This window comes from Lelliottia jeotgali (assembly GCF_977070485.1).
The window spans coordinates 46,404-66,778 of record NZ_CDRVFO010000025.1 but is presented as its reverse complement, the minus strand read 5'-3'; the positions used below and the strand labels follow the sequence as shown (position 1 = coordinate 66,778).

Genomic DNA, 20,375 nt, shown 5'->3' with positions numbered 1-20,375 from the left:
GAGCCGCATCCCATTTCCCGCTATACCGAAGCGGTTAAAGACCAAAGGGCCGAAACGGCAGGGGAATGGGGGTGCAAGGGGAAAGGCCCTACCTCGAAAAGGCGAAAAGGCATCCCGGCCGGCCCCCCCCAGAGGACACCCACATGCTCTCCCTGTTCCAGCGAAAACGGCCTCCGGTCACTGCCCCATCACCAGCGCCCGCCACCGACCTCCCCAAAGGGCTGCTACGGCCCGAATCGGCCGCATCGCTGCTGGCGACACCGCGCCGACAGAAGCTGCTGGAACACATCTGGCAGCGCACGTCGCTGTCGCGCCGGCAGTTCGCCACGCTGTACCGCACGCCGCTGGAGCGCTACGCCGAGCTGGTCCAGCAATTCCCCGCTTCCGAGAGCCATCATCACGCTTACCCCGGCGGCATGCTGGATCACGGGTTGGAGATCGTCGCCTATGCGCTCAAGCTGCGGCAGTCCCATCTGTTGCCCATCGGCGCCAGCCCCGAAGACCAGGCGGCGCAGTCGGAAGCCTGGACCGCCGCCGTTGCTTACGCCGCGCTCCTGCACGACATCGGCAAGGTGGCCGTCGATCTGCTGGTCGAGCTGGCAGACGGCTCGCTGTGGCATCCCTGGCACGGCCCGCTGCACCAGTCGTACCGCTTCCGCTACCGCGAAGACCGCGAGTACCGGTTGCACAGCGCCGCAACAGGGCTGCTCTACCGCCAATTGCTCGATGGTCCGCTCCTAGACTGGCTCAGCGGCTATCCGTCTCTGTGGGCACCATTGCTCTACGTCTTGGCCGGGCAGTACGAGCACGCCGGCGTGCTGGGTGAACTGGTCGTGCAGGCTGATCGCGCTTCTGTGGCACAGGAACTGGGCGGCGATCCCGCGCGCGCCATGGCCGCGCCCAGGCACGCGCTGCAACGCAAGCTGCTGGACGGGCTGCGCTTCCTGCTCAAGGAACAGTTGAAGCTGAATCAGCCGGAAGCCTCCGATGGCTGGCTCACTGAGGATGGGCTGTGGCTGGTGAGCAAGACTGTCTCGGACAAGCTGCGCGCGCACCTGCTGTCTCAGGGGATCGACGGCATTCCTGTGAACAACACCGCCGTCTTCAACGTGCTGCAGAACCTCGGCATGCTCCAGCCCACCTCAGACGGCAAGGCGGTCTGGCGCGCGACCGTGACCAGTGCGACCGGCTGGTCCTACTCGTTCACCCTGTTGCGCCTCGCGCCCGCGCTGATCTGGGAATCCGGCGAACGGCCAGCGCTTTTCGCAGGCACGGTGGCGATCGACACGACGCCAGCGGAAACCAACGGCAGTGCACCAGGCACACCGCCCGCGGTCGTGGGACAGCCACCCCCCGAAGGTCTGGAGACTCCCCCTTGGGAATGCCCTCGCAGCGATACCGCCTTGCCGACTGCGGCCCCGCCCGTGCCTGACGTCATGGAGGACATGCTGGCGATGGTTGGATTGGATCGCACGGCCGACATGGGGAAGGGTGAAGATCCAGTGGAGAAAGTCCCTGCCCCAACCACAGCCGCAGCGTCTCCCTTGCCACTTACCCCTGCGCCTGGACCTGCATCAACTCCAACAGTCGCGATACCATCCGGGGAGCATTTCATGACGTGGCTGCAACAGGGAGTCGCCGCGCGGCGACTCATCATCAACGACGCCAAGGCGCTCGTGCATACGGTGAGCGACACCGCCTACCTGGTCAGTCCCAGCGTGTTCCAGCGCTATGCGTAGGAACATCCCCAGGTGGATGCGCTGGTCAGGCAGGACAAGCAACCGGATTGGCAGTGGGTGCAAAAGCGCTTTTAGAAACTGCAGCTATACCGCAAGCACCCAAATGGCCTGAACATTTGGACCTGTGAAGTCACGGGCCCGAGGAAGTCCCGCCGACTGCATGGCTACCTCCTCGAAAATGGGTCCTTGGTATTCGCCGAAATACCGCCCAACAATCCCTATCTTGCTCTGACTCAGGAAGGATGACGCGACTCGGGCAGCGACCGTCACCACCGTGTGGCGACGATCAGTGCCCCGCGAAGCTGGCAACATTTGGCGAACTAAGCTACTCGGCCCGCGCCAACTCCCGTGCAAGGAACGGAGCGGTTCGGCTGCCAGACTTTCGGGCCACCTGCTGAGGGGAACCCGCCACCACGATGCTGCCGCCGGCAGCGCCCGCGCCTGGCCCTACGTCGATCACCCAGTCGGCTTGGGCCACCGCACGCATGTCGTGCTCGATCATCACTACGGTATTACCGGCATCGACCAGGCGCTGCAACTGCACCAGCAGCCGGTCGGCATCCGACGCGTGCAGCCCGGTGGTCGGCTCGTCGAGCACGTACAGGCTTCGGCCGCGCTGGCTGCGCTGAAGCTCGGTCGCCAGCTTGATGCGCTGCGCCTCGCCACCGGAAAGCTCAGTGGCCGGTTGCCCCAGGCGCAGATAGCCCAGTCCGATGTCGCGCAGCAGTTGCAGGGGCCTTGCCACCGCGGCTTCACCCGCGAAGAATTCGCTGGCCTCGTCCACGGTCATCTGCAGCACCTCGGCGATGTTGCGCCCGTTCCACTGCACCTTCAGCGTGGCCTCGTTGTAGCGCGCGCCATGGCAGGTCGGGCACGGCGCGTACACGCTAGGCATGAACAGCAGTTCCACGCTAACGAAACCTTCGCCCTCGCAAGTCTCGCAGCGCCCCTTGGCGACGTTGAACGAGAACCGTCCGGCATCATAGCGGCGGCGTCGAGCATCGGGCGTGGCGGCGAACAGCTTGCGCACATGGTCGAACAGACCCGTATAGGTAGCCAGGTTCGACCGCGGCGTGCGCCCGATCGGCTTCTGGTCCACCTGCACCAGGCGCTGTATGGCGTCCACGTCGCCCGCCAGATGGCCGCCGGTCGCTTCGACCACTGCCGGCCCTTCGCTGGTGGCGCTTTCGGCGGCATCGTCTTCAGGCTCGTGGCCCAGGTGCAGCAGCACCAATTCCGGCAGGGCCTGCGCGATGAGGCTGGATTTGCCGGAGCCAGAGATGCCGGTAACGGCTGTCAGCACGCCCAGCGGAATGCGCGCATCCACGCCATGCAGGTTATGGCGGTGGATGCCCTGCAGCTCCAACCAGCCGGTCGCTTCGCGTGCTCGGCTTCCGGGTGCGGGAATTTCGTCGAACAGGTAACGTGCAGTACGCGATTCGGCAATCTTGCGAAGGCCATCCGGCTCGCCGCTGTAGAGCACGCAGCCGCCACGCTCCCCTGCATCCGGCCCGACATCCACGAGCCATTGCGCGCGGCGCATCAGGTCCAGGTCGTGCTCCACCACAAACACCGAGTTGCCCGCGTCGCGCAGCCGGTCGAGTGCATCGTACAGGGCCTGGCTGTCGGAGGGATGCAGGCCCGCCGATGGTTCGTCGAGTACGTACACGACGCCGAACAGCAGGGAACTTAATTGCGTGGCCAACCGCAAGCGTTGCAACTCGCCGGCCGAAAGCGTCGGCGTGGCCCGGTCCAGCGTCAGGTAGCCCAGGCCTAGCTCGCGCAGTTGGCGCAGGCGCGCCATCACGCCTCCAGCCAGGCGCTGTGCGGCGAGGCGCTTTTCTTCCGACAGCGCGGAGGTACGGCGCACGTCGGGCGATACCGCATGGACCGCACGGCCGGTGGCAGCGCGTTCGGCACGCTCGCGCCGGGTCGCTTCCTTGTCCGTAGCCGCACCCGCTGCATGGGCGCGGAAACCGCCCTGTGCGATGGGTTCGAGCAATGCCGCCAAGTGGTCCAGCGGCATCTGCATAAACGCGCCGATGTCCACCCCTGCGAAGGTGACCGACAGCGCTTCGGGCTTGAGCCTCTTGCCGTGGCAGGTAGGGCACGGCTTGCCCTCCATGAACCGGGATACGCGCTTTCTCATCAGCGCGCTCTGGGTATTGGCGAAGGTGTGCAACACATACCGCCGGGCGCCGGTGAAGGTGCCCATGTAGCTCGGCTCCATCTTGCGTTTGAGCGCGGTGCGGGTTTCGGCAGGCGTGAAACCGGCGTACACCGGCACCGTTGGTGTTTCCTCGGTGAACAGAATCCAGTCGCGATCCTTTTTTGGCAGGTCCTTCCACGGCCGGTCAACGTCGTAGCCCATGCTGACCAGGATGTCGCGCAGGTTCTGGCCCTGCCAGGCGGGTGGCCAGGAAGCAATCGCCCGCTCACGGATGCTCAGGGAGGGGTCGGGCACCATGAGCGCCTCGGTCACCTCGTACACATGACCCAAGCCGTGGCAGGCCGGGCACGCCCCCTGCGGTGTGTTCGGCGAAAAATCCTCGGCGTACAGCATCGGCTGGTTGGCGGGATAGGCGCCGGCGCGCGAATACATCATCCGCACCAGGCTGGACAAGGTGGTCACACTGCCCACGGAGGAACGCGCGTTGCTGGAGCCCCGCTGCTGCTGCAGCGCCACCGCCGGCGGCAGGCCGTCGATCGCATCGACGTCCGGCACGCCGGCCTGCTCGATCAGTCGCCGCGCATAGGGGGCCACCGACTCGAAGTAGCGTCGCTGGGCCTCGGCATAGATGGTGCCGAAGGCCAGCGAGGACTTGCCGGAGCCGGAGACACCCGAGAACACCACCAGCGCGTTACGCGGGATGGAAACGTCCACCTCCTTGAGGTTGTTCTCGCGCGCACCGCGCACTTCCACCATGCCGCTGGCCGCAGCGGTACAAGAGGATTCACCGAAAGAATTGTTTGGCAAGTTTTTATCCTGTAGTTCGTCCCGCTCAGGACGGGACTTCCTGAGTTCGGGTGCCGCGGCGGCTGGCTTCGAGCACTGCGGTGACAGTGCGGGCGTCGTAGCTGCCGCGCAGACGACGACCCTCGACGAAGAACGTCGGCGTGGCGTGCGCACCGCTGGCGACCGCACTGGCGAGGTCGCGCTCGACACGCTCGATCACCGCGGTGCTGTCGAGATCCGCGATGAACCGTTCGACGTCGAGCCCAAGCTCGGCGGCGTAGCCGATCAGATGCTCGCGCTCCAGCGCATGCTGACGGGTGAACACGAAGTCCAGCCACGGCCAGAACATCCCCTGGTTCGCCGCTGCCTCGGACGCCCGCGCGGCAATCGGCCCGTGCGGGTGGTGCGGCAGATGGCGCACCACATACCGCAGGTCGTCACCGAAGTGGGCGCGAAGATCGTCCCACGAACCGGTGGCGTGCGCACAGTACGCGCACTCGAAGTCCACGTACTCGACGAGTGTGAGCTGGGCGTCCTCCGGCCCGCGGATGTGATCGATCTCCGGATCGACCGGCGGCTCAAGCACCATCGGCAGGTCAGCGGTCTTCTCACCCCACCGCTGGGCGGCGACCTTGAAGATCAGCCACCCGAGCAACGTGGCGAACACCATCGACACGAGCACGCCGACCGTCGCCTGGCGGCCCAGGTCGGAGGTCGTGCCGAACGCGAGCCCGATGATCAGCAGCGACACGGTGAAGCCGATCCCGGACAGCGCCGCCCCACCGAACACGCTCCCCACCCCGACGCCCTCGGGCAGCCGGCCCAGGCCGAGACGGACGGCGACGAGCGTGGTGAGCCCGATGCCCAAGAGCTTGCCGAGCACGAGCCCTGCGATGACGCCCCACGTGACTGGCGAGCCAAAGGCCTCGGCGAGCAGCCCGCCACGCACGTCCACCCCGGCGTTCGCCAAGGCGAAGATCGGCACGATCAGCAACGCCGTCGGCAGCCGCAGGAACTCGTGCAATCGCTCGTTCACCGAGATACCCCGGGACAGCCCGCAGTCCACCGCGCGGGCCGATGCGGCACTCGGCGACTGCCAGAAGTCGCGGAACAGTTGTCTTGCCGCAACGACCCCGTGACGTTGCGTCGCATAGGCGGGGATCAGCAGCCCCGCGGCCATCCCGGCGAGAGAGGCATGGATGCCGGAATACACGGTTGCGAGCCACAGCACGATCACGATCAGCACATACGGCATTGCCCGCCACTGGCGGGTGCGCCCTAGCCACCACAGCGCAACGAGACTGGCGAGGGCGATCAACAACGGGACGACCCGGATCTCCTCGCTATAGACGATGCCGATGATGGACACGGCGAGGAAGTCATCGACCACGGTCAGGGTGAGCAGGAACACGCGCAACTGACCCGATAGCCGCGGGCCGACGATCGCCAAGGTGCCCAGCATGAACGCCGTATCGGTGCCGACCACCGCACCCCACCCGTGCAGGCCCTCACTTCCGGCTAGTTTCACGATCAGGACATACACCAGCGCGGGAAGCACGACTCCCGTGACCCCCGCGATCAGGGCGAGGCGGGCACGGCTGCGGTCCCGGAGCGATCCGTGGGCGAACTCCTGACGCACCTCCAGTCCGATCAGGAAGAAGAAGACGACCATCAGGCCGTCGTTGACCCAGTGATGCAGATCCATGTGTAGGCGCAGTGGCCCGAAGTTGAACCCGACGTCTAGGTGCCACAACTCGAAATAGGCGTTAGATAGCGGCGAGTTCGCCCACACGAGCGCCACGACCGTGACGATCACCAGCAGCACCGCAGCACCAGACTCCGTGCGCAGATAGCGGGCAACGCGTCCCAGGCTGACATTCGCCGAGGATGCACCGAAAGAAGTGGCTGACATGTTCTTATCCTGTTCCTGTAGTTCGTGAAGTCGCGATGAGCCGGTTTCGGAGGCGACCGGTCAGGCGTCCGCCTCTGGCAGCGTCCCATCATCCAGCGAGCGCAGCCAAGTAAGCCATTCTCCCAGCCTGCGCTCAACACCTCTGTCCGTTGGCTGATACCAGCCCGGCCGCGCCACGCCCTCGGGAAAGTAGCTTTGCCCAGCGGCGTAGCCGTTGGGCTCGTCAGGAGCGTAGCGGTAGCCTTCGTGATACCTCATCTGCTGCATCAGCTTCGTCGGCGCATTGCGAAGATGGAGAGGCACAGGCAGGGAGCCGCTGTTCTTGACGAAGGTCTTCGTCTTGTTCCAGGCGGCATAGGCAGCGTTCGACTTGGGGGCGGCAGCAAGGTAGGTCGCCGCGTGGGCAATCGGTATTTCGCCTTCGGGGGAACCCAGCCTCTCATAAGCCAGCGCGGCATTGAGCGCCAGTTGCAGCGCCTGCGGGTCGGCATTGCCGATGTCTTCGCTGGCCACTACCACCATGCGGCGGGTCACCTGGCTGACGTCGCCGCTACCGTCAAGGATGCGGGCCAGCCAATACAGGGCCGCATCAGGGTCGGAGCCCCGTAGCGACTTGTGGAAGGCTGAGAGCTGCCAGTAGAACTCGTCACCGCCCTTGTCGAACCTGCGCAGCGATGGACTGGTGGACAGCTTGGCGGACTGGCCATCGACCACGGTCTTGCCAGCGCCCGACGCCGCATTCGTCACCTGCTCAAGCAGATTGAGGAAGCGCCTGCCATCGCCATCGGCAAAGCCCTTGAGCAGATCCAGCACGTCCGCGTCCAACGTGACGCCCTGGAGATGCGGCAGTGCGCGTTCGTAGAGTTGGTTCAGTTCGTTGCCGGACAGCGGTTCGAGGGTATAGACCTGCGCGCGCGAGAGCAGAGCGGAATTGACCGCCAGCCCCGGATGCTCGGTCGTCCCCCCCACCAGGGTCAGGAGCCCCGACTCGACATGGGGCAGCAGGGCATCCTGCTGCGCCTTGTTGAAGCGATGGATCTCATCGACGAAGAGCACCGTCGGTCGACCATGGTTGTCCAGTTCTGCCTGGGCCTCGTCGATGGCTTGCAGGATGTCCTTCACCCCGGCCAGCACGGCCGAGATGGCGATGAATCGGCTGTCGGTCGCACTGGCGGCCAGGTGCCCCAGGGTGGTCTTGCCCACGCCTGGCGGCCCCCAGAGGATGAATGAGTGCAACTTGCCCGCCTCGAACGCGAGACGAAGCGGCTTGCCGGGGCCGAGCAAGTGCCGTTGCCCGACGAATTCATCCAGCGTCTTGGGCCGCAGGAGTTCGGCCAAGGGAGGCTTGGGCTTTGTCGTGAATAGATCAGTCAAGTTCCTCTCCCTGGCATTTCTGATAGTTGACGTTCCGATAAGGTGGGCACCTCAATCCAGAGAGCCGGATTTATCCAACGCCGTGGGCTCTTTGTCGCTAATCGCATGCATGATGATGCGAGAGCCGCGGTAGCCGATGCTATGGTTCCATACCAGCTCAACGCGACGCTGAGACGATTTCGCGTACCGATCAGAAAGTAGATATGCGCGAGCTTCCAGATCCACCACGCAAAGGCTCCACGCAGCTTAACCCGCCCCATGTCAATTACGGCCAGGCTGCGGCCGATGGTGCAGCAGCGGCAGACGCTCCTGCACGGTGCGAATCAGCTCCACGGTGTCGTACTGCTTCCACGCCTCCCGGTCGCTACCCAGGTACGCCTCGAAGGCCTGGTGTCCCCAGGGAACCTGGGTGGGGGCGACGATGGGCGAGAAGGCCGAGACGCTTCGATAACGGCCCGGGTTGCGCAGGGCGATGACCAGGGCGCCATGCCCGCCCATGGAATGGCCGCTGATGCTCCGCTCCGCTGTCACGGGAAAGTGGGCCTCGATCAGCGCCGGTAGTTCCTGCACCACGTAGTCATACATCCGATGATTCGCAGCCCAGGGTTCCTGCGTGGCGTTGACGTAGAAACCCGCCCCCTGTCCGAGGTCAAAGGCGGGATCGTCGGCAACGCCTTCGCCGCGAGCGCTGCTATCGGGCTCGACGACGGCAATGCCATGTTCGGCCGCGTAGCGCTGGACGGCGGACTTGGTGATGAAGTTCTGCTCGGCGCAGGTGAGGCCTGAAAGCCAGTACAGCACCGGCACGTTGCCGTGCTGTGCCTGCGGAGGCAGATAGACGCCGACTTTCATCGTGCAACCGAGCGTCGTGGATTCATGCTGATAAACGTCCTGCCAACCATCAAAGCTGGCGTGATGTTCGATGCGTTCCATGGTGTTCTCCTATGCTCAAAGGAACGGCGCAGCTCTCGCGCGCCAGGACGGCATCTCGTCAGGAAGATTTCTCTTCCGCTGCCGTGTCGCCGTGGGCGTGTCTGATCCTGCGCACGATCCACCAGATCGTCAGCATCACCGCAGGCACCAGAACCGCCATTACCGGCGCCACGCTGTCGTGAACCATCGGAATGCCCTTGAGCAAATAGCCGAGAAGACTCATGACGTAATAAGAAATTGCCGCGACCGACAGGCCTTCGACGGTTTGCTGAAGGCGCAATTGCATCTTGGCCCGGTTGTTCATCGACGCAAGCAGATCGCGGTTCTGGCGTTCAAGCTCGACGTCGATCCAGGAACGCAGCAACGCGCTGGCCCGGGTCAGCTTGTCGGAGAGCTTGGCCTGGCGCTCCTTTACGGATTGGCATGTCCGCATGGCGGGAGCGATGCGACGCTGCAGGAAATCCGCCCAGGTGCAGTACCCGGATACGGCCTCTTCCGAAAGCGCTGCCAACCTTTCCTCGACGATCTCGTAGTGCCAGCTTCCAGCTCGGCAGCCAGACCGGTCAATTCGGACAGCAGCACGTCGCTGTCGCGCCGTTCCACCAAGCTCGTACACATCTCGTCGGTGATCGCCGCAAGGCGCGACTCCATGCGCCGCAGCTCCGACGTCATCGACCGCGTCAACGGCAAGGACAGCAACGCCAAGGTACGGTAGGTCTCGATCTCCAGCAGACGTTGAGCCAGCGCACCCACCCGCGCCGGGGTCAAATCGCGGGCAAGGACGAGGATCTGCGTCAGGCCATCCTCATCCTGTCGAAAGTCGGTCAGGATGGCGGCAGAGCCGTTCTCCACCAGCGAGTAGCACAGGCTGGCAGGATCGAAGCGATCGGCCTCCTTCTCCGTTTCCGGCGTCCATGAAAGAAGTCTCAAACGGATGCCGGATACGATCGGGCCGGGAGGAACAAATCCATGCTTGAACGGATTTTCGCCGCACGGCTCTCCCGTCTCGGAATCCAGCGAAGCGCACCAGAGATACGTTGAGAACTCGGTGTGTTTTTCACAGTGCAGGTCTCCCTCATCCCATGTCACGCCGTGAAGCGGCGTAGCGTGGTCGGGCTCGGCAACGCCGAAGCAATGAGACAACTCACTCATCGCCATCTGATCCCTGGCCTGATCGCCTTCGGTCATGAAAGCGAGCTGCAATATGCCGCGGGGGGCCTGAATCAACAGATGCGGGCGCGCATGCACTTCACCCACGGCCGCAGCACGATCGGCATAGGCCGGCATGCCGTACACGGTGGCGGTCGGGGTGGGGTGTACGGTCGTCGTATTGATGTTGGCCGGCTCTTGCATAACGACCTCATTTCTTCTTGGTTGAAAAACACGCTTCAAAGCAAATGCCCGCAGCCATGCGTTTCGCACATGGCTGCGGGCCGATCTTCATGAGCGGGCACCGCTCTACACGGTCCGTCTACGTGTAGAGGCTTGTGCTGGCCCTTTCAGAACGCCCTCAGCTTCCTAGCTTTCAGACGAAGGTGTACGAGCAAACCTTGTTGCCCGCCGGATCACGCAGGTAGGCCGCATAGGCACCCGGCAGGTGGCCACGCGGGCCAGGCTGGCCCTCGTCGGTGCCGCCTGCGGCAAGGCCGGCGGCGTGGAAGGCATCCACTTCGGCGGGAGTGGCGGCCGCAAAGCCGACCGTCACACCGTTGCTGGAAGGCGCTTCACCATTGCCAGGACGGGCGATGATGAAAGCCGGCTTTTCGCGACCGAAAAGCACCCATCCGTTGCCGAAAGGACCGAGGTTCTTGATGCCGAGAGCACCCAGAGCGGCGTCATAGAACGCGGTCGACTTCTGGACGTCGGCGGCGCCGACGAAGACGTGCGAGAAGATGCCGTCGCCGGAAATGACAGGATTGGACATGGTTAATTTCCTTGGTGGCTGGTGTTGAATGGATAGTGAGTGATCAGTAGTGGATCACCGTGCGAATCGACTTGCCTTCATGCATCAGGTCGAAGGCCTTGTTGATGTCGTCGAGGCCCATGGTGTGGGTGACGAACGGGGCGAGATCGATCTCGCCTTTCATTGCGTCTTCCACCATGCCGGGAAGCTGAGTGCGGCCCTTGACCCCACCGAAAGCCGAACCCTTCCAGGTGCGACCGGTGACCAACTGGAACGGGCGGGTCGAAATTTCCTTGCCAGCACCAGCCACGCCGATGACGATCGACTGGCCCCAGCCGCGGTGGGCAGCTTCCAGAGCCGAACGCATCACGTCGACGTTGCCGATGCACTCGAAGGTGTGATCGACACCCCAGCCGGTCATCTCGATCAGAACCTCGTGAATCGGCTTGTCGAAGTCCTTCGGGTTGAGACATTCGGTCGCGCCGAAGGTACGAGCCAGTTCGAACTTCGCCGGATTGGTATCGATGGCGATGATGCGGCCCGCTTTGGCCTGGCGTGCACCTTGAATCGCAGCGAGACCGATGCCGCCGAGGCCGAAGATGGCCACCGAGTCGCCGGGCTGTACCTTGGCCGTGTTGTGCACGGCACCGATGCCGGTGGTCACGCCGCAGCCCAGCAGGCAGACGTGCTCGGGGTTGGCGTCCGGGTTGATCTTGGCCAGCGAGACTTCGGCGACGACCGTGTATTCGCTGAAGGTCGAGCAGCCCATGTAGTGGTAAAGCGGCTGACCGTTGTACGAGAAGCGAGTCGTACCATCGGGCATCAGCCCCTTGCCCTGGGTTGCACGAACCGCGACACACAGGTTGGTCTTGCCGGACTTGCAGAACAGGCACTCGCCGCATTCGGCGGTGTAGAGCGGAATGACGTGATCGCCAGGCTTCACGCTGGTCACACCTTCACCCACCTCCACGACGATACCCGCACCTTCATGACCCAGCACGACCGGGAAGAGACCTTCGGGGTCGTCGCCCGACAGGGTGAAGGCGTCGGTATGGCAAACGCCGGTATTCGTGATCTTGATGAGCACCTCGCCCTTGCGCGGCGGCTCGACGTCGATCTCGACGATTTCCAGCGGCTTTCCTGGCCCGAAGGCAACTGCTGCACGTGATTTCATGATGTCGCTTCCTTTACTAGCTAACTAAATTTGCCCTCACCGAGGGCACCCTGGTGCCTCTATCGCAGATAGGAGCGGACGATAGAGATGGTCTCGTCAATGGACTTGTTCTGCGAATCGCTCCTGATTTCGCTACTGGGAAATTCTTCCCGCAGATAGCTCTCCAGAACGGTTGCCATCAATCCGTTGACTGCCCCACGAACGGCCGCAAGCTGCTGAAGAATTGCAGGGCATTCCGCACCTGCATCAAGCGCTTGCTCAAGAGTCGCTACCTGACCTTTGATGCGCCGGATGCGCGTCAGTGCTTGCTTCTTTTCTTCCGGACTGTGTGGCATCGAACACCTCTCTAGTTGGGTACACCGCCGCATTATACAATACTCCCCCATAGTATATGCGGCCGAACTTCACCACAAATTCTGTGTTCTTCGAGCACTCTTACAGGCTAGTACAGGTTTGTTCCCAAGAAGCGCGAAACATTCATATCAATGAATATTTCTTGCATGTATCGACAGCATCGGGGCAAGTTCAAAACTGGTCAAACTGGAAAAATCTATGCGCAGATAGATATGACCTATCTAAGCCGACTAATTGAGTTGAAGCTATCAAGATGAGACCGGCTAGGCGACCTGATGACCCGAGTGTCGAGCTTTCCGCAGTGCAGGCAACATCTGTCCGTCCCACTCACGATCGACCGCAACCTGGGCCTGTTCTTGGTTTCGTTCGAGTGCTTCAACGTCAAGATCACCGATCGCCCATGTCTGCGTGCCGCAAGTAGTCGCGAGAATGCCATCCTCGGGGAATCCACGATCCATGGGTGCATAGATCGTGGCCTCGCCAGTGTTCGTGTCCAGCGCCGGACTCCAGTCAGCAGCTCCGGTCGTCACGGCCTGCGCGACGAACATCCGGTTCTCCAGTGCCCGCGCCATGCAGCCCACACGAACCCGGGTTGCACCTGCCCTCGTGTCCGTACAGCTCGGGACCAACAGCAGGCGTGCACCCGCCTCTCGCTGGGCTCGCACAGGCAATGGAAACTCACTGTCGTAGCAGACAGCGATGCCGGCACGCACGCCATTCAGGTCGAACACCTTGAGTTCGTCGCCCCCCTCGATGACGCCAGTGTCTTTCTCGAACCCCGTCAACTGCAATTTGTCCTGGTAGTCACGCGTGCCGTCCGGCGCAAACCACCACGCCCGGTTGCGATAGCGATCCGGTCCAACCCGGGTCAAGAACGTACCGGCCTGAATGGTCATGCGCTGCTCGCGCGCCAGGTCGGTGTACAGGGCTAGCCACGCAGGCTGCAAGGCCTGCAGCGCGGCCAGCGAGGCGTTGAAATCCTGGCGGATGCCAGACTCGAACATCGCAGCCAGTTCGAGGGACAGATATTCGGGCAACACGGCCAGTTCCGCTCCGGCACGGCTCGCCTCCTCCAGAACCCGCCGCTGCCGCGCTGCGAATGCCTCGAAGCCCGTGGGCTGACCCACTGCGTATTTCGCAACTGCTACTTTCATTTCGCGTTCTCCAGGGAGCGCAGCCACATCGTGAGCGTCTGCTCGGTTTCGCTCGGCTCACCCACCTGTTTCCAGGGCAGCGTAACCTTCATGTCCGACTGCCGCACGTAACCACGACGGGTCCAGAAGGGATCATTACTGCGGTAGTTGGAAGGACGCCGGGGATCGTCGCCTGCGCGATCCACCGACGCGAACGATGTCCACTGCATGCCGCCCAACGAACGGGCATGCGCTTCGCGTTCGTCAAAGAAGCGATGGCCCAGGCCAAGGCCCCGGAAGGCCGGGAGAAGGACTGATTCGCCGCAGTAAAACACTGCCTCCATCGGGATTCCTCGATCGGCGAACGGCACCTGGAAGGCCGGCTCCGCATCGCCGAGCGGCAATCCCGTGGACGCACCCACGACCACGTCATCAGCGAGCGCGAGTACCAGCAGGCTGTCTGCCGAACGGGCGTACATAGCGAGGTAGTGCTTCTCGTATTCGGTGTCGCCCTCGTACAGGTAAGGAAAGCTGCGGAAAACGCTCGCCCGCAGGCCTGCCACGGCATCGAACCATTCGGCAATGTCCGGACCACGACGAACCAGCACCTGCACATCGCTGGTCATTTCAGGCGTCCCCTCCAACCTGTGCGATCCAGTCGCCGAGATTGCAGTAGTTGGTGACACGAGCGATCTTGCCATCGCGGATCTCGAAGAACGCGCCGCCCGGCAGCACGTAGCGCTGGCCCTGGGCTTCCGGCAGCCCGTCGTCCGTGACTTTGTATTCGCCATGCACCACGTACTCCGCGCCTGCACACAGGCCGTCGGCGCTGACCATCACCACGATCCCGCGCAGTTGATCGCCATAGCAGCGGTCCATGCGCTGCAGGAAGGCGCGGAAGGCTTCGCGACCGACCTCACGAGCGCCCTGGTTCAAGTCGTGCGCGACGTCATCGGTCAACATTGACAGCATGGCCTCGCGGTCGCCGCGGTTGAAGGCGTCGTAGTAGGCAGTGATGAGAGTCGCAGCGTTCATTCGCGTTCCTTATTGGATTGTTCGGAGCGGAGCATTCCGGGGTGTTGTCAGTCTGGGCAACCGCGCCTCCCTTGTATATGGAATTGTTACGATTTTATAATTCCACAATCTGAAACAATCAACGAACAGCGAAATCGGCCATGAGGCGTGCGTCATGAACAAGGAACTGGAACTACTGCGCATCTTTCGGGTGGCGGCCGAAAGCAGCAGTTTTCGCGATGCGGCCGTCCGGCTGGGGACTTCTCCGCAAGGTGTAACCCGTGCCATCCAGCAACTGGAGCAACACTACGGCGAGGTGTTGTTTCATCGAAGCACGCGCCAGGTGCGCATCACCGCCTTCGGCGAAGGGCTGCTAGACCAAGTGCGCCCCGCATTGGAGCGGTTCGAGGATCTGTGGCGAACGCCTGGCTCCGACCAGCAGGCCACTCTGTCCGGTACGGTTCGCATCACCGCACCGCACAGCTTGGGCACCAGAGCGGTGCTACCGGCACTGGAGCGCGTGGCCGCGCGTCATCCCGGCATCACGCTGGATGTGCGCCTGTCCGATCGCATCAGCAATACGGTTGACGAAGGGATTGACGTCGGGATCAGGGTCGGATTCATGCGCGATAGCCGCTTCGTCGCACGCAAGGCCGCCGACATGAGACTCCCCATCGTTGCCGCTCCGCGCCTGATCAAGAAAGTGGGCGTACCTGCAAAGATCGATGCGCTAAGCAGTCTGCCAGTTACCGTGGCCTTGGATATTAATACCGGTCGTCCCTGGCCTTGGCACTTCAAGGCGGGACGCCAGTGGACACCTACCGCACCCACTCTCGTCGCCGACAATGCCGACATGGAAATGGGAGCGGCGCTGGCCGGGATCGCGTTCGCGCAGCTGGCGGACTACATGGCCGCCCCCTACATTGCCAGCGGGAAGCTCGTGCGAGTGCTGGAGAACGAAGAACCTCCGGCATGGGGGTTGTACGTCTATCGGCCTCAGCGTGGCCCAATTCCGGGAAGGGTTCGAGCGGTATTTGATGAAATGCTGGTCGCCGTTGGATCGTTGCCAGCTTTGCGCTGACACGTCGCAAGACGCTGTAGGGCACACACCTTGGAAAGCGGGGCACTGAGCCTCGGTGGCTCACCCCTCCGGTTGAATGGTAATCCCCCCACTAACCGAACTGGCCAGACTCTTTACTACCAGCATTTATGCAAAGCGAAGCAAATGAACGTGGTTTGAAGAGCACAGGGGAGAATGGTTTTTGTCGGAGACAAACACCATTCGTTGGAACGAAGTCATCAAGATGTGTCTACCGGACGCTTAGTGCGCCAGTTAAAGCTGGCGGAGGATAGTCGATGAAAGTTCGATACTGGTAAGAAATGGCGAATCAACCAGGCCCCGAGTCATGCATGTTGCACCGTGAGGTGCAGGGTGAACCGTCATGAAATTTAACGCCGTGCCGCAGCTTGAAAGTCCAGGTCTTGCCGTTGTCGCTGCTTTCGCAGGAGGTGGCAAGCCCGGGGGAAAACTCCTCAGCACTGCCTGGCACGTTGTATACCACTAGTGTCTCGTAGATATTGCCAAGCACCCGCACTTCTTCCGAAAAAGCCGAGGCTGGATCCCAATCCTTGAAAGAGGCTCGATCCGCGACAACCAAGGTATTGTTTGCCGCATACACCAAACCACTGGTCAATGGCGCAGTAATGGACAGTGCCATCAACCCCGCCATCAATGTTCTTTTGAATTTCATAGGTGTTCCTCTTATTTTTATGGTGGGCGCAGCGGATCACTTGTAGAAACAGGCACTCATTCAACTGGAATGAATGATGTGATTGGCCGTTAACGAAACTGACTTCTAAGGGGTGTATGGCATTATCGATCTGCCGCACGGCCAGCTCAATTTCGCGAGCACGAAGAAAAAAACGCCAGATGACGCCCAGAAGCGTCACCTAGCGTCTTTTTTAAAAAGGACTAAAACAGCGGAGGGACGAGGTTGAACTCACCTTCTGGTGGATGTACCAGCAGCCGCGCCCTCACCTCGACGGGAATCTCAGGGGCATCAATCGGAAAACAGCTGCAACTGGTGAGCGCGTTACGCAGGTCGATCGACTCGCCTAGGTGCTCAAATACAATATGGGCACCAAAAGGACGGCGGAAATTGTCACCCGAGACGCCGAGTACCAAGCCGTTGAGAAAACGAAAACGACTGCGGTAGGAGGGATAAATCGCTGACCAGATATAGCCCCGGGACGAGAGGTACTCGCGCTCGACGATGTAAATCAGATCCGATGAGGCAAAGCAGAACCCACGATATTTATTGATGCCGAAGCTCTTCAGCTGGTCATCGCCCAACCTCATCCGCTCGTAGGTTTTACTCAGGATTTTTTCGCCGGAGCGGGTCAAGCGGGTAATCGACTTGATCACCTCCCCCGGCGCAGAAGGCGACATCAAATAGACAAAGTAGTAGCCCTGGTACTTCGACAGCTCCTGCGCGGAGCTCGGAAAAAAGTCGGCTGGTACCGCACTGTCCGACTCTCGCGCCGTGCGTTGCCTGTTGAGCAGAGCGCGGAAGGATTCATGCTCGGAGAATATTTCATCCTCATCCACCCCAAAAAAAGTGCAGATCTTGCGCAGGGTAAAGGATGAGGGAGTCGCTTGCGCCCCCAAATATTTGTTGAACTGCTGGCGGTTGATATCAAGGGAGCGGCACACCTTCGCCACCGACTTATAATATCCGCAGAGAAGGCGCAAGTTTTGACTGAAGTCTTGCATCGACTGGGATGAACTGGAGCTCACCATAAAGAGTATTCCTAATGCCACAATTGACAACACGCTGAACTAATCGTCGCTTGGGGTCACGGTTTCAAAAGCTGAGTGCAATACAGTACCTGAAAGTGGCGCAGAAGCTCGGCATTGCCAACCCGTGATCGACGTGAGCATTGAGCCCGACCATAGCGTCTATGGTGAGGGAATATTCAACAGATACACAATCTTATCCAGCGATTCCTGACGCCTCGGTAGAATTAGCATCGGCTGCATATTTGTAATTCGTGCCTATTGCTACCCAAGACGTCACCGCTGTGCTCTTCATTGGCACCGCCGGTGCGGGCGAGGTGTCTGCATCTATGATGGGGGGGGAAACGGTGTCCTGTCTTTCATGGGCTCGTTCAGCAGGTTTCAGATGTGCTTGCAACTCCTGCGGGCCCGATCGCAATCTCGTTCTTTGGCAGCGGCTACAAAAGTCTGTAGCCGCTGGCGTAGCGTGCGATCTGTTTAGCGGTATTAAAGCGCCGAGAAGGGGTAGCTGATAATCAGACGGTTCTCGTCGAACTCCAGGCTGCTGTAATCGCGACGCAGGGTGCTGTTGCGCCATTTCAGCGACAGGGTTTTCAGGCTGCCACTCTGGATCACATAGGCCAACTCACTCTCCCGGCCCCACTCCTTGCCGTCAATCACAGTCGCGGTGTGTACGTCTTCACCGCTGATGTAGCGGTTCATCAGGGTCAACCCGGGAATGCCGACACCAACGAAGTTGAAGTCGTGACGCAACTGCCAGGACCGCTCCTTGGCATTGTCGTAACTGGAGTTGTAGCTGTCGTTGGCCAGGGTGCCGCCGCTGGTGCCATTGACGCGCATCCAGGCATTGTCGCCGCTGACTTTCTGCAAGCCCAGGTAAAAGGTGCTGCTGCCGTACTTGGCCGAGAACATGGCGGAGGCGGTTTTGTTGTCCAACTCCCCTGCCCGCTCGCTGCCGCTTTCCTTGCCGACGAAGTAGCCAAGATTGGCACCCAATACCCAGCTACCCACTGCTTGGCTGTGCACCAGGTTGATGAACTGCTGGTTGTAGATGTCCTTGAGCTCGGCATTCCACAGGCCAATCATGGTTTGCTTGCTGTTGAAGCTGTACTCGCCCCCGGCAAAGTTGAACCGATCGGAGGTAACTCCGGCCCGACCGGTCATCGACATATCGTCCATGCTTGCGTCGTTGCGTGGGCTGTTGCCGCGAAACTGCCCTCCATACAGGGTCAAACCGTCGATTTCCTTGGAGGACACCTGCCCGCCCCGGAAGGTTTGCGGCAGGGAGCGCCCGTCATCGGAACGCAGGATCGGCAGTACCGGCATCCATTCGCCGACCTTCAATTCGGTTTTCGACAGGCGAGTCTTCAACGCCACGCCCAATCGCCCAAAATCATCGGCAGGACGGCCATCCTCATGCACCGGCAACAATTGAGTGTTGGTGGTGCCACGGCCACTATCGAGCTTGAGTGCATACAGCCCCAGCACGTCTACACCGAAACCCACCGTCCCCTGGGTAAAGCCGGACTTGGCGTCGAGGATAAAACTCTGGGTCCACTCCTCGGCCTTGCCTTGGGAATAAGCCGGATTGGTGAAGTTGCGGTTGATGTAGAAGTTGCGCGCCGTCAGGCTCGCCTTCGCGTCCTCGAATAAACCCTCGGCCAGGGCCGGAAAGGCAGACACGGCCAGCGCCAGTCCGAGGGCATGGGTGCTGACGACAGGTGCAAGCATGCGGATGGTTTTACTGCTGCAGTTCATTATTTTTATTCTCATGGTTAAAAAGCGCACAGAACCCTCCCCTCTGCGTTGACAGACGAGGTGAAAAAAGGGAGGGGGGGGCAAGCTGATACGGCCCCTCAAATGAGGGTGCGTACCCCTTCAGCACACCGCCTGTTAACAGGCGATGCGCGTCAATCGGTTAGAAGATGCTGCGGTAGAGGGCTTCTACGTCCTGCTCGGTCATGTCCTTGGGGTTGCTGTCGATCAGGCGACGTAGGTTCACCACCACCGAGCTGGCCATTTCGGTCAGGGCGGGTTCGTCCACTCCCAGTTTCGACAGTCGGGTTTCCAGGCCACTGTCGGCCACCAGCGCCTCAATGACCTGGACAAAGGCTTCGGCGGCTTCGGCGTCGTCCTCGAAATGGCGGCCCGGCAATAGGTACGCCGCGAGCTCCGCGTATTGGCTTTGCGCAGCGCTCAGGTTGAAGCGCAGCACCGGCGCCATCACCAGGGCATTGGCGTGGCCGTGGGGAATGTGAAAGCGCGCCCCCAGCGGATAGGCCAACCCATGGATCGCCGCCACCGAGGCGTTGACGAAGGCCATGCCCGCCATCAGCGAGCCTTGCAGCATCGCCGTGCGCGCCGCCACGTCCTGACCGTTGGCCAGCACTTTGCGCAGATTGGCGCCCAGCAACCCTAGGGCGGTGGTGGCCAGGCCATCGGCAATCGGATTCTTGCGGGTGCAACTGGTGTAGGCCTCGATGGCATGCACCATGGCGTCCAGGCCGGTGGCGGCGGTGACCTTGGCCGGCAGACCGAGTGTCAGTAGTGGATCCAGCACCGCCACGTCCGGCATCAGTTGCGGCGAATACACCGCTTGCTTGCGCTGTTGCTCGTCAGTGATGACAGAGACCCAAGTCACTTCCGAGCCGGTGCCCGCCGTGGTCGGCACCAAGACCAGCGGTACCCGTTGTCCCTGGGCTTTGTCAGTGCCATACAACTCCTCCAAGGGCTGTTCACTGTTAATCAACAACGCCACCAGTTTGGCCGTGTCCAGCGAACTGCCACCACCGAGGCCCAGCACGCCATCGGCCTTGAACTGACGTGCCTGCCCGGCCGCCTCCTTGACCACGGCGGACGACGGATCGGGAACCACTTGATCGAACACCGTGACCGCGCAGCCAACCGCTTCTAGCGCTGCCTGGGCCTTACCTGCAAAACCGAGGCTGACGATGCCAGGATCGCACACCAGCATTATCCGTTGTGCGCCAAGGCCCTTGAGCACCGAGCCCACACTGTGCAACGCGCCCGCTTTGCAGACAATGCGCGGAACGCTTCTGAATTCATAACTCATCGGTCAGTCCTTT

14 protein-coding genes and 3 pseudogenes are annotated in these 20,375 nt (G+C 61.7%); 2 read left to right on the top strand and 15 right to left on the bottom strand.

Annotated features, from left to right (window positions below):
- The first annotated feature begins 143 nt into the window (after window positions 1-143).
- A pseudogene (gene mobH, locus ACW4TB_RS25755) lies at window positions 144-1,985 on the top strand (MobH family relaxase).
- Window positions 1,986-2,064: 79 nt separating this feature from the next.
- On the opposite strand, the gene ACW4TB_RS25750 reads toward mobH, so the two are convergent.
- From ACW4TB_RS25750 to ACW4TB_RS25700, 11 genes and pseudogenes are all read right to left on the bottom strand, one after another.
- Window positions 2,065-4,665 carry an excinuclease ABC subunit A gene (locus tag ACW4TB_RS25750; RefSeq protein WP_455843109.1) on the bottom strand — a complete coding sequence of 867 codons (2,601 nt, stop codon included), beginning with the start codon at window positions 4,663-4,665 and terminating at the stop codon, window positions 2,065-2,067.
- Window positions 4,666-4,741: 76 nt separating this feature from the next.
- Window positions 4,742-6,607: a Na+/H+ antiporter NhaA gene (gene nhaA / locus ACW4TB_RS25745; RefSeq protein WP_455828629.1), complete on the bottom strand. Its 1,866-nt coding sequence runs from the start codon at window positions 6,605-6,607 to the stop codon at window positions 4,742-4,744.
- Window positions 6,608-6,667: 60 nt separating this feature from the next.
- Entirely contained in the window at window positions 6,668-7,981 is a 1,314-nt protein-coding gene (locus tag ACW4TB_RS25740; protein ID WP_455828630.1) for a replication-associated recombination protein A, read from the bottom strand.
- A gap of 321 nt (window positions 7,982-8,302) precedes the next feature.
- A pseudogene (gene fghA / locus ACW4TB_RS25735) lies at window positions 8,303-8,914 on the bottom strand (S-formylglutathione hydrolase); the annotation flags it as partial.
- A gap of 58 nt (window positions 8,915-8,972) precedes the next feature.
- Window positions 8,973-10,201: pseudogene (locus ACW4TB_RS25730) on the bottom strand (DUF3422 family protein).
- A gap of 238 nt (window positions 10,202-10,439) precedes the next feature.
- Window positions 10,440-10,838 (bottom strand): VOC family protein, encoded by a 399-nt coding sequence (locus ACW4TB_RS25725; RefSeq protein ID WP_009681673.1) that lies wholly within the window; start codon window positions 10,836-10,838, stop codon window positions 10,440-10,442.
- A gap of 43 nt (window positions 10,839-10,881) precedes the next feature.
- Window positions 10,882-11,991: an S-(hydroxymethyl)glutathione dehydrogenase/class III alcohol dehydrogenase gene (locus ACW4TB_RS25720; protein ID WP_023435204.1), complete on the bottom strand. Its 1,110-nt coding sequence runs from the start codon at window positions 11,989-11,991 to the stop codon at window positions 10,882-10,884.
- 59 nt (window positions 11,992-12,050) lie between these two features.
- Window positions 12,051-12,326, bottom strand: coding sequence for a formaldehyde-responsive transcriptional repressor FrmR (gene frmR / locus ACW4TB_RS25715; RefSeq protein WP_007182548.1), 276 nt, complete (start codon window positions 12,324-12,326; stop codon window positions 12,051-12,053).
- 282 nt (window positions 12,327-12,608) lie between these two features.
- Window positions 12,609-13,499: a carbon-nitrogen hydrolase family protein gene (locus ACW4TB_RS25710; protein ID WP_455828631.1), complete on the bottom strand. Its 891-nt coding sequence runs from the start codon at window positions 13,497-13,499 to the stop codon at window positions 12,609-12,611.
- The gene (locus tag ACW4TB_RS25705) at window positions 13,496-14,104 is read right to left on the bottom strand and encodes a GNAT family N-acetyltransferase (RefSeq protein ID WP_286776515.1); all 609 of its coding nucleotides are present in this window, start codon (window positions 14,102-14,104) and stop codon (window positions 13,496-13,498) included. The genes ACW4TB_RS25710 and ACW4TB_RS25705 overlap by 4 nt, the downstream gene beginning before the upstream one ends.
- 1 nt (window position 14,105) lies before the next feature.
- Complete coding sequence (locus ACW4TB_RS25700; RefSeq protein WP_455828632.1) at window positions 14,106-14,513, bottom strand: ketosteroid isomerase-related protein; 408 nt, start codon at window positions 14,511-14,513, stop codon at window positions 14,106-14,108.
- A 154-nt stretch (window positions 14,514-14,667) separates the two neighbouring features.
- Between ACW4TB_RS25700 and ACW4TB_RS25695 the strand changes: the two genes are divergently transcribed.
- Window positions 14,668-15,573 carry a LysR family transcriptional regulator gene (locus ACW4TB_RS25695; protein ID WP_455828633.1) on the top strand — a complete coding sequence of 302 codons (906 nt, stop codon included), beginning with the start codon at window positions 14,668-14,670 and terminating at the stop codon, window positions 15,571-15,573.
- 307 nt (window positions 15,574-15,880) lie between these two features.
- Here ACW4TB_RS25695 and ACW4TB_RS25690 read toward each other — a convergent pair whose 3' ends face one another.
- The 4 genes from ACW4TB_RS25690 to ACW4TB_RS25675 all read right to left on the bottom strand — a co-directional run bounded on the left by ACW4TB_RS25690 (window position 15,881) and on the right by ACW4TB_RS25675 (window position 20,362).
- A complete protein-coding gene (locus ACW4TB_RS25690) occupies window positions 15,881-16,243 on the bottom strand; it encodes an ABC transporter substrate-binding protein (protein ID WP_455828635.1) in 363 nt (120 codons plus the stop codon).
- Between the two features lie 221 nt (window positions 16,244-16,464).
- Window positions 16,465-17,292 carry a helix-turn-helix domain-containing protein gene (locus tag ACW4TB_RS25685; protein ID WP_455828636.1) on the bottom strand — a complete coding sequence of 276 codons (828 nt, stop codon included), beginning with the start codon at window positions 17,290-17,292 and terminating at the stop codon, window positions 16,465-16,467.
- Window positions 17,293-17,775: 483 nt separating this feature from the next.
- Complete coding sequence (locus ACW4TB_RS25680; RefSeq protein ID WP_455843106.1) at window positions 17,776-19,047, bottom strand: OprD family porin; 1,272 nt, start codon at window positions 19,045-19,047, stop codon at window positions 17,776-17,778.
- Window positions 19,048-19,207: 160 nt separating this feature from the next.
- The gene (locus tag ACW4TB_RS25675; protein WP_455828637.1) at window positions 19,208-20,362 is read right to left on the bottom strand and encodes an iron-containing alcohol dehydrogenase; all 1,155 of its coding nucleotides are present in this window, start codon (window positions 20,360-20,362) and stop codon (window positions 19,208-19,210) included.
- Between the last annotated feature and the right edge of the window lie 13 nt (window positions 20,363-20,375).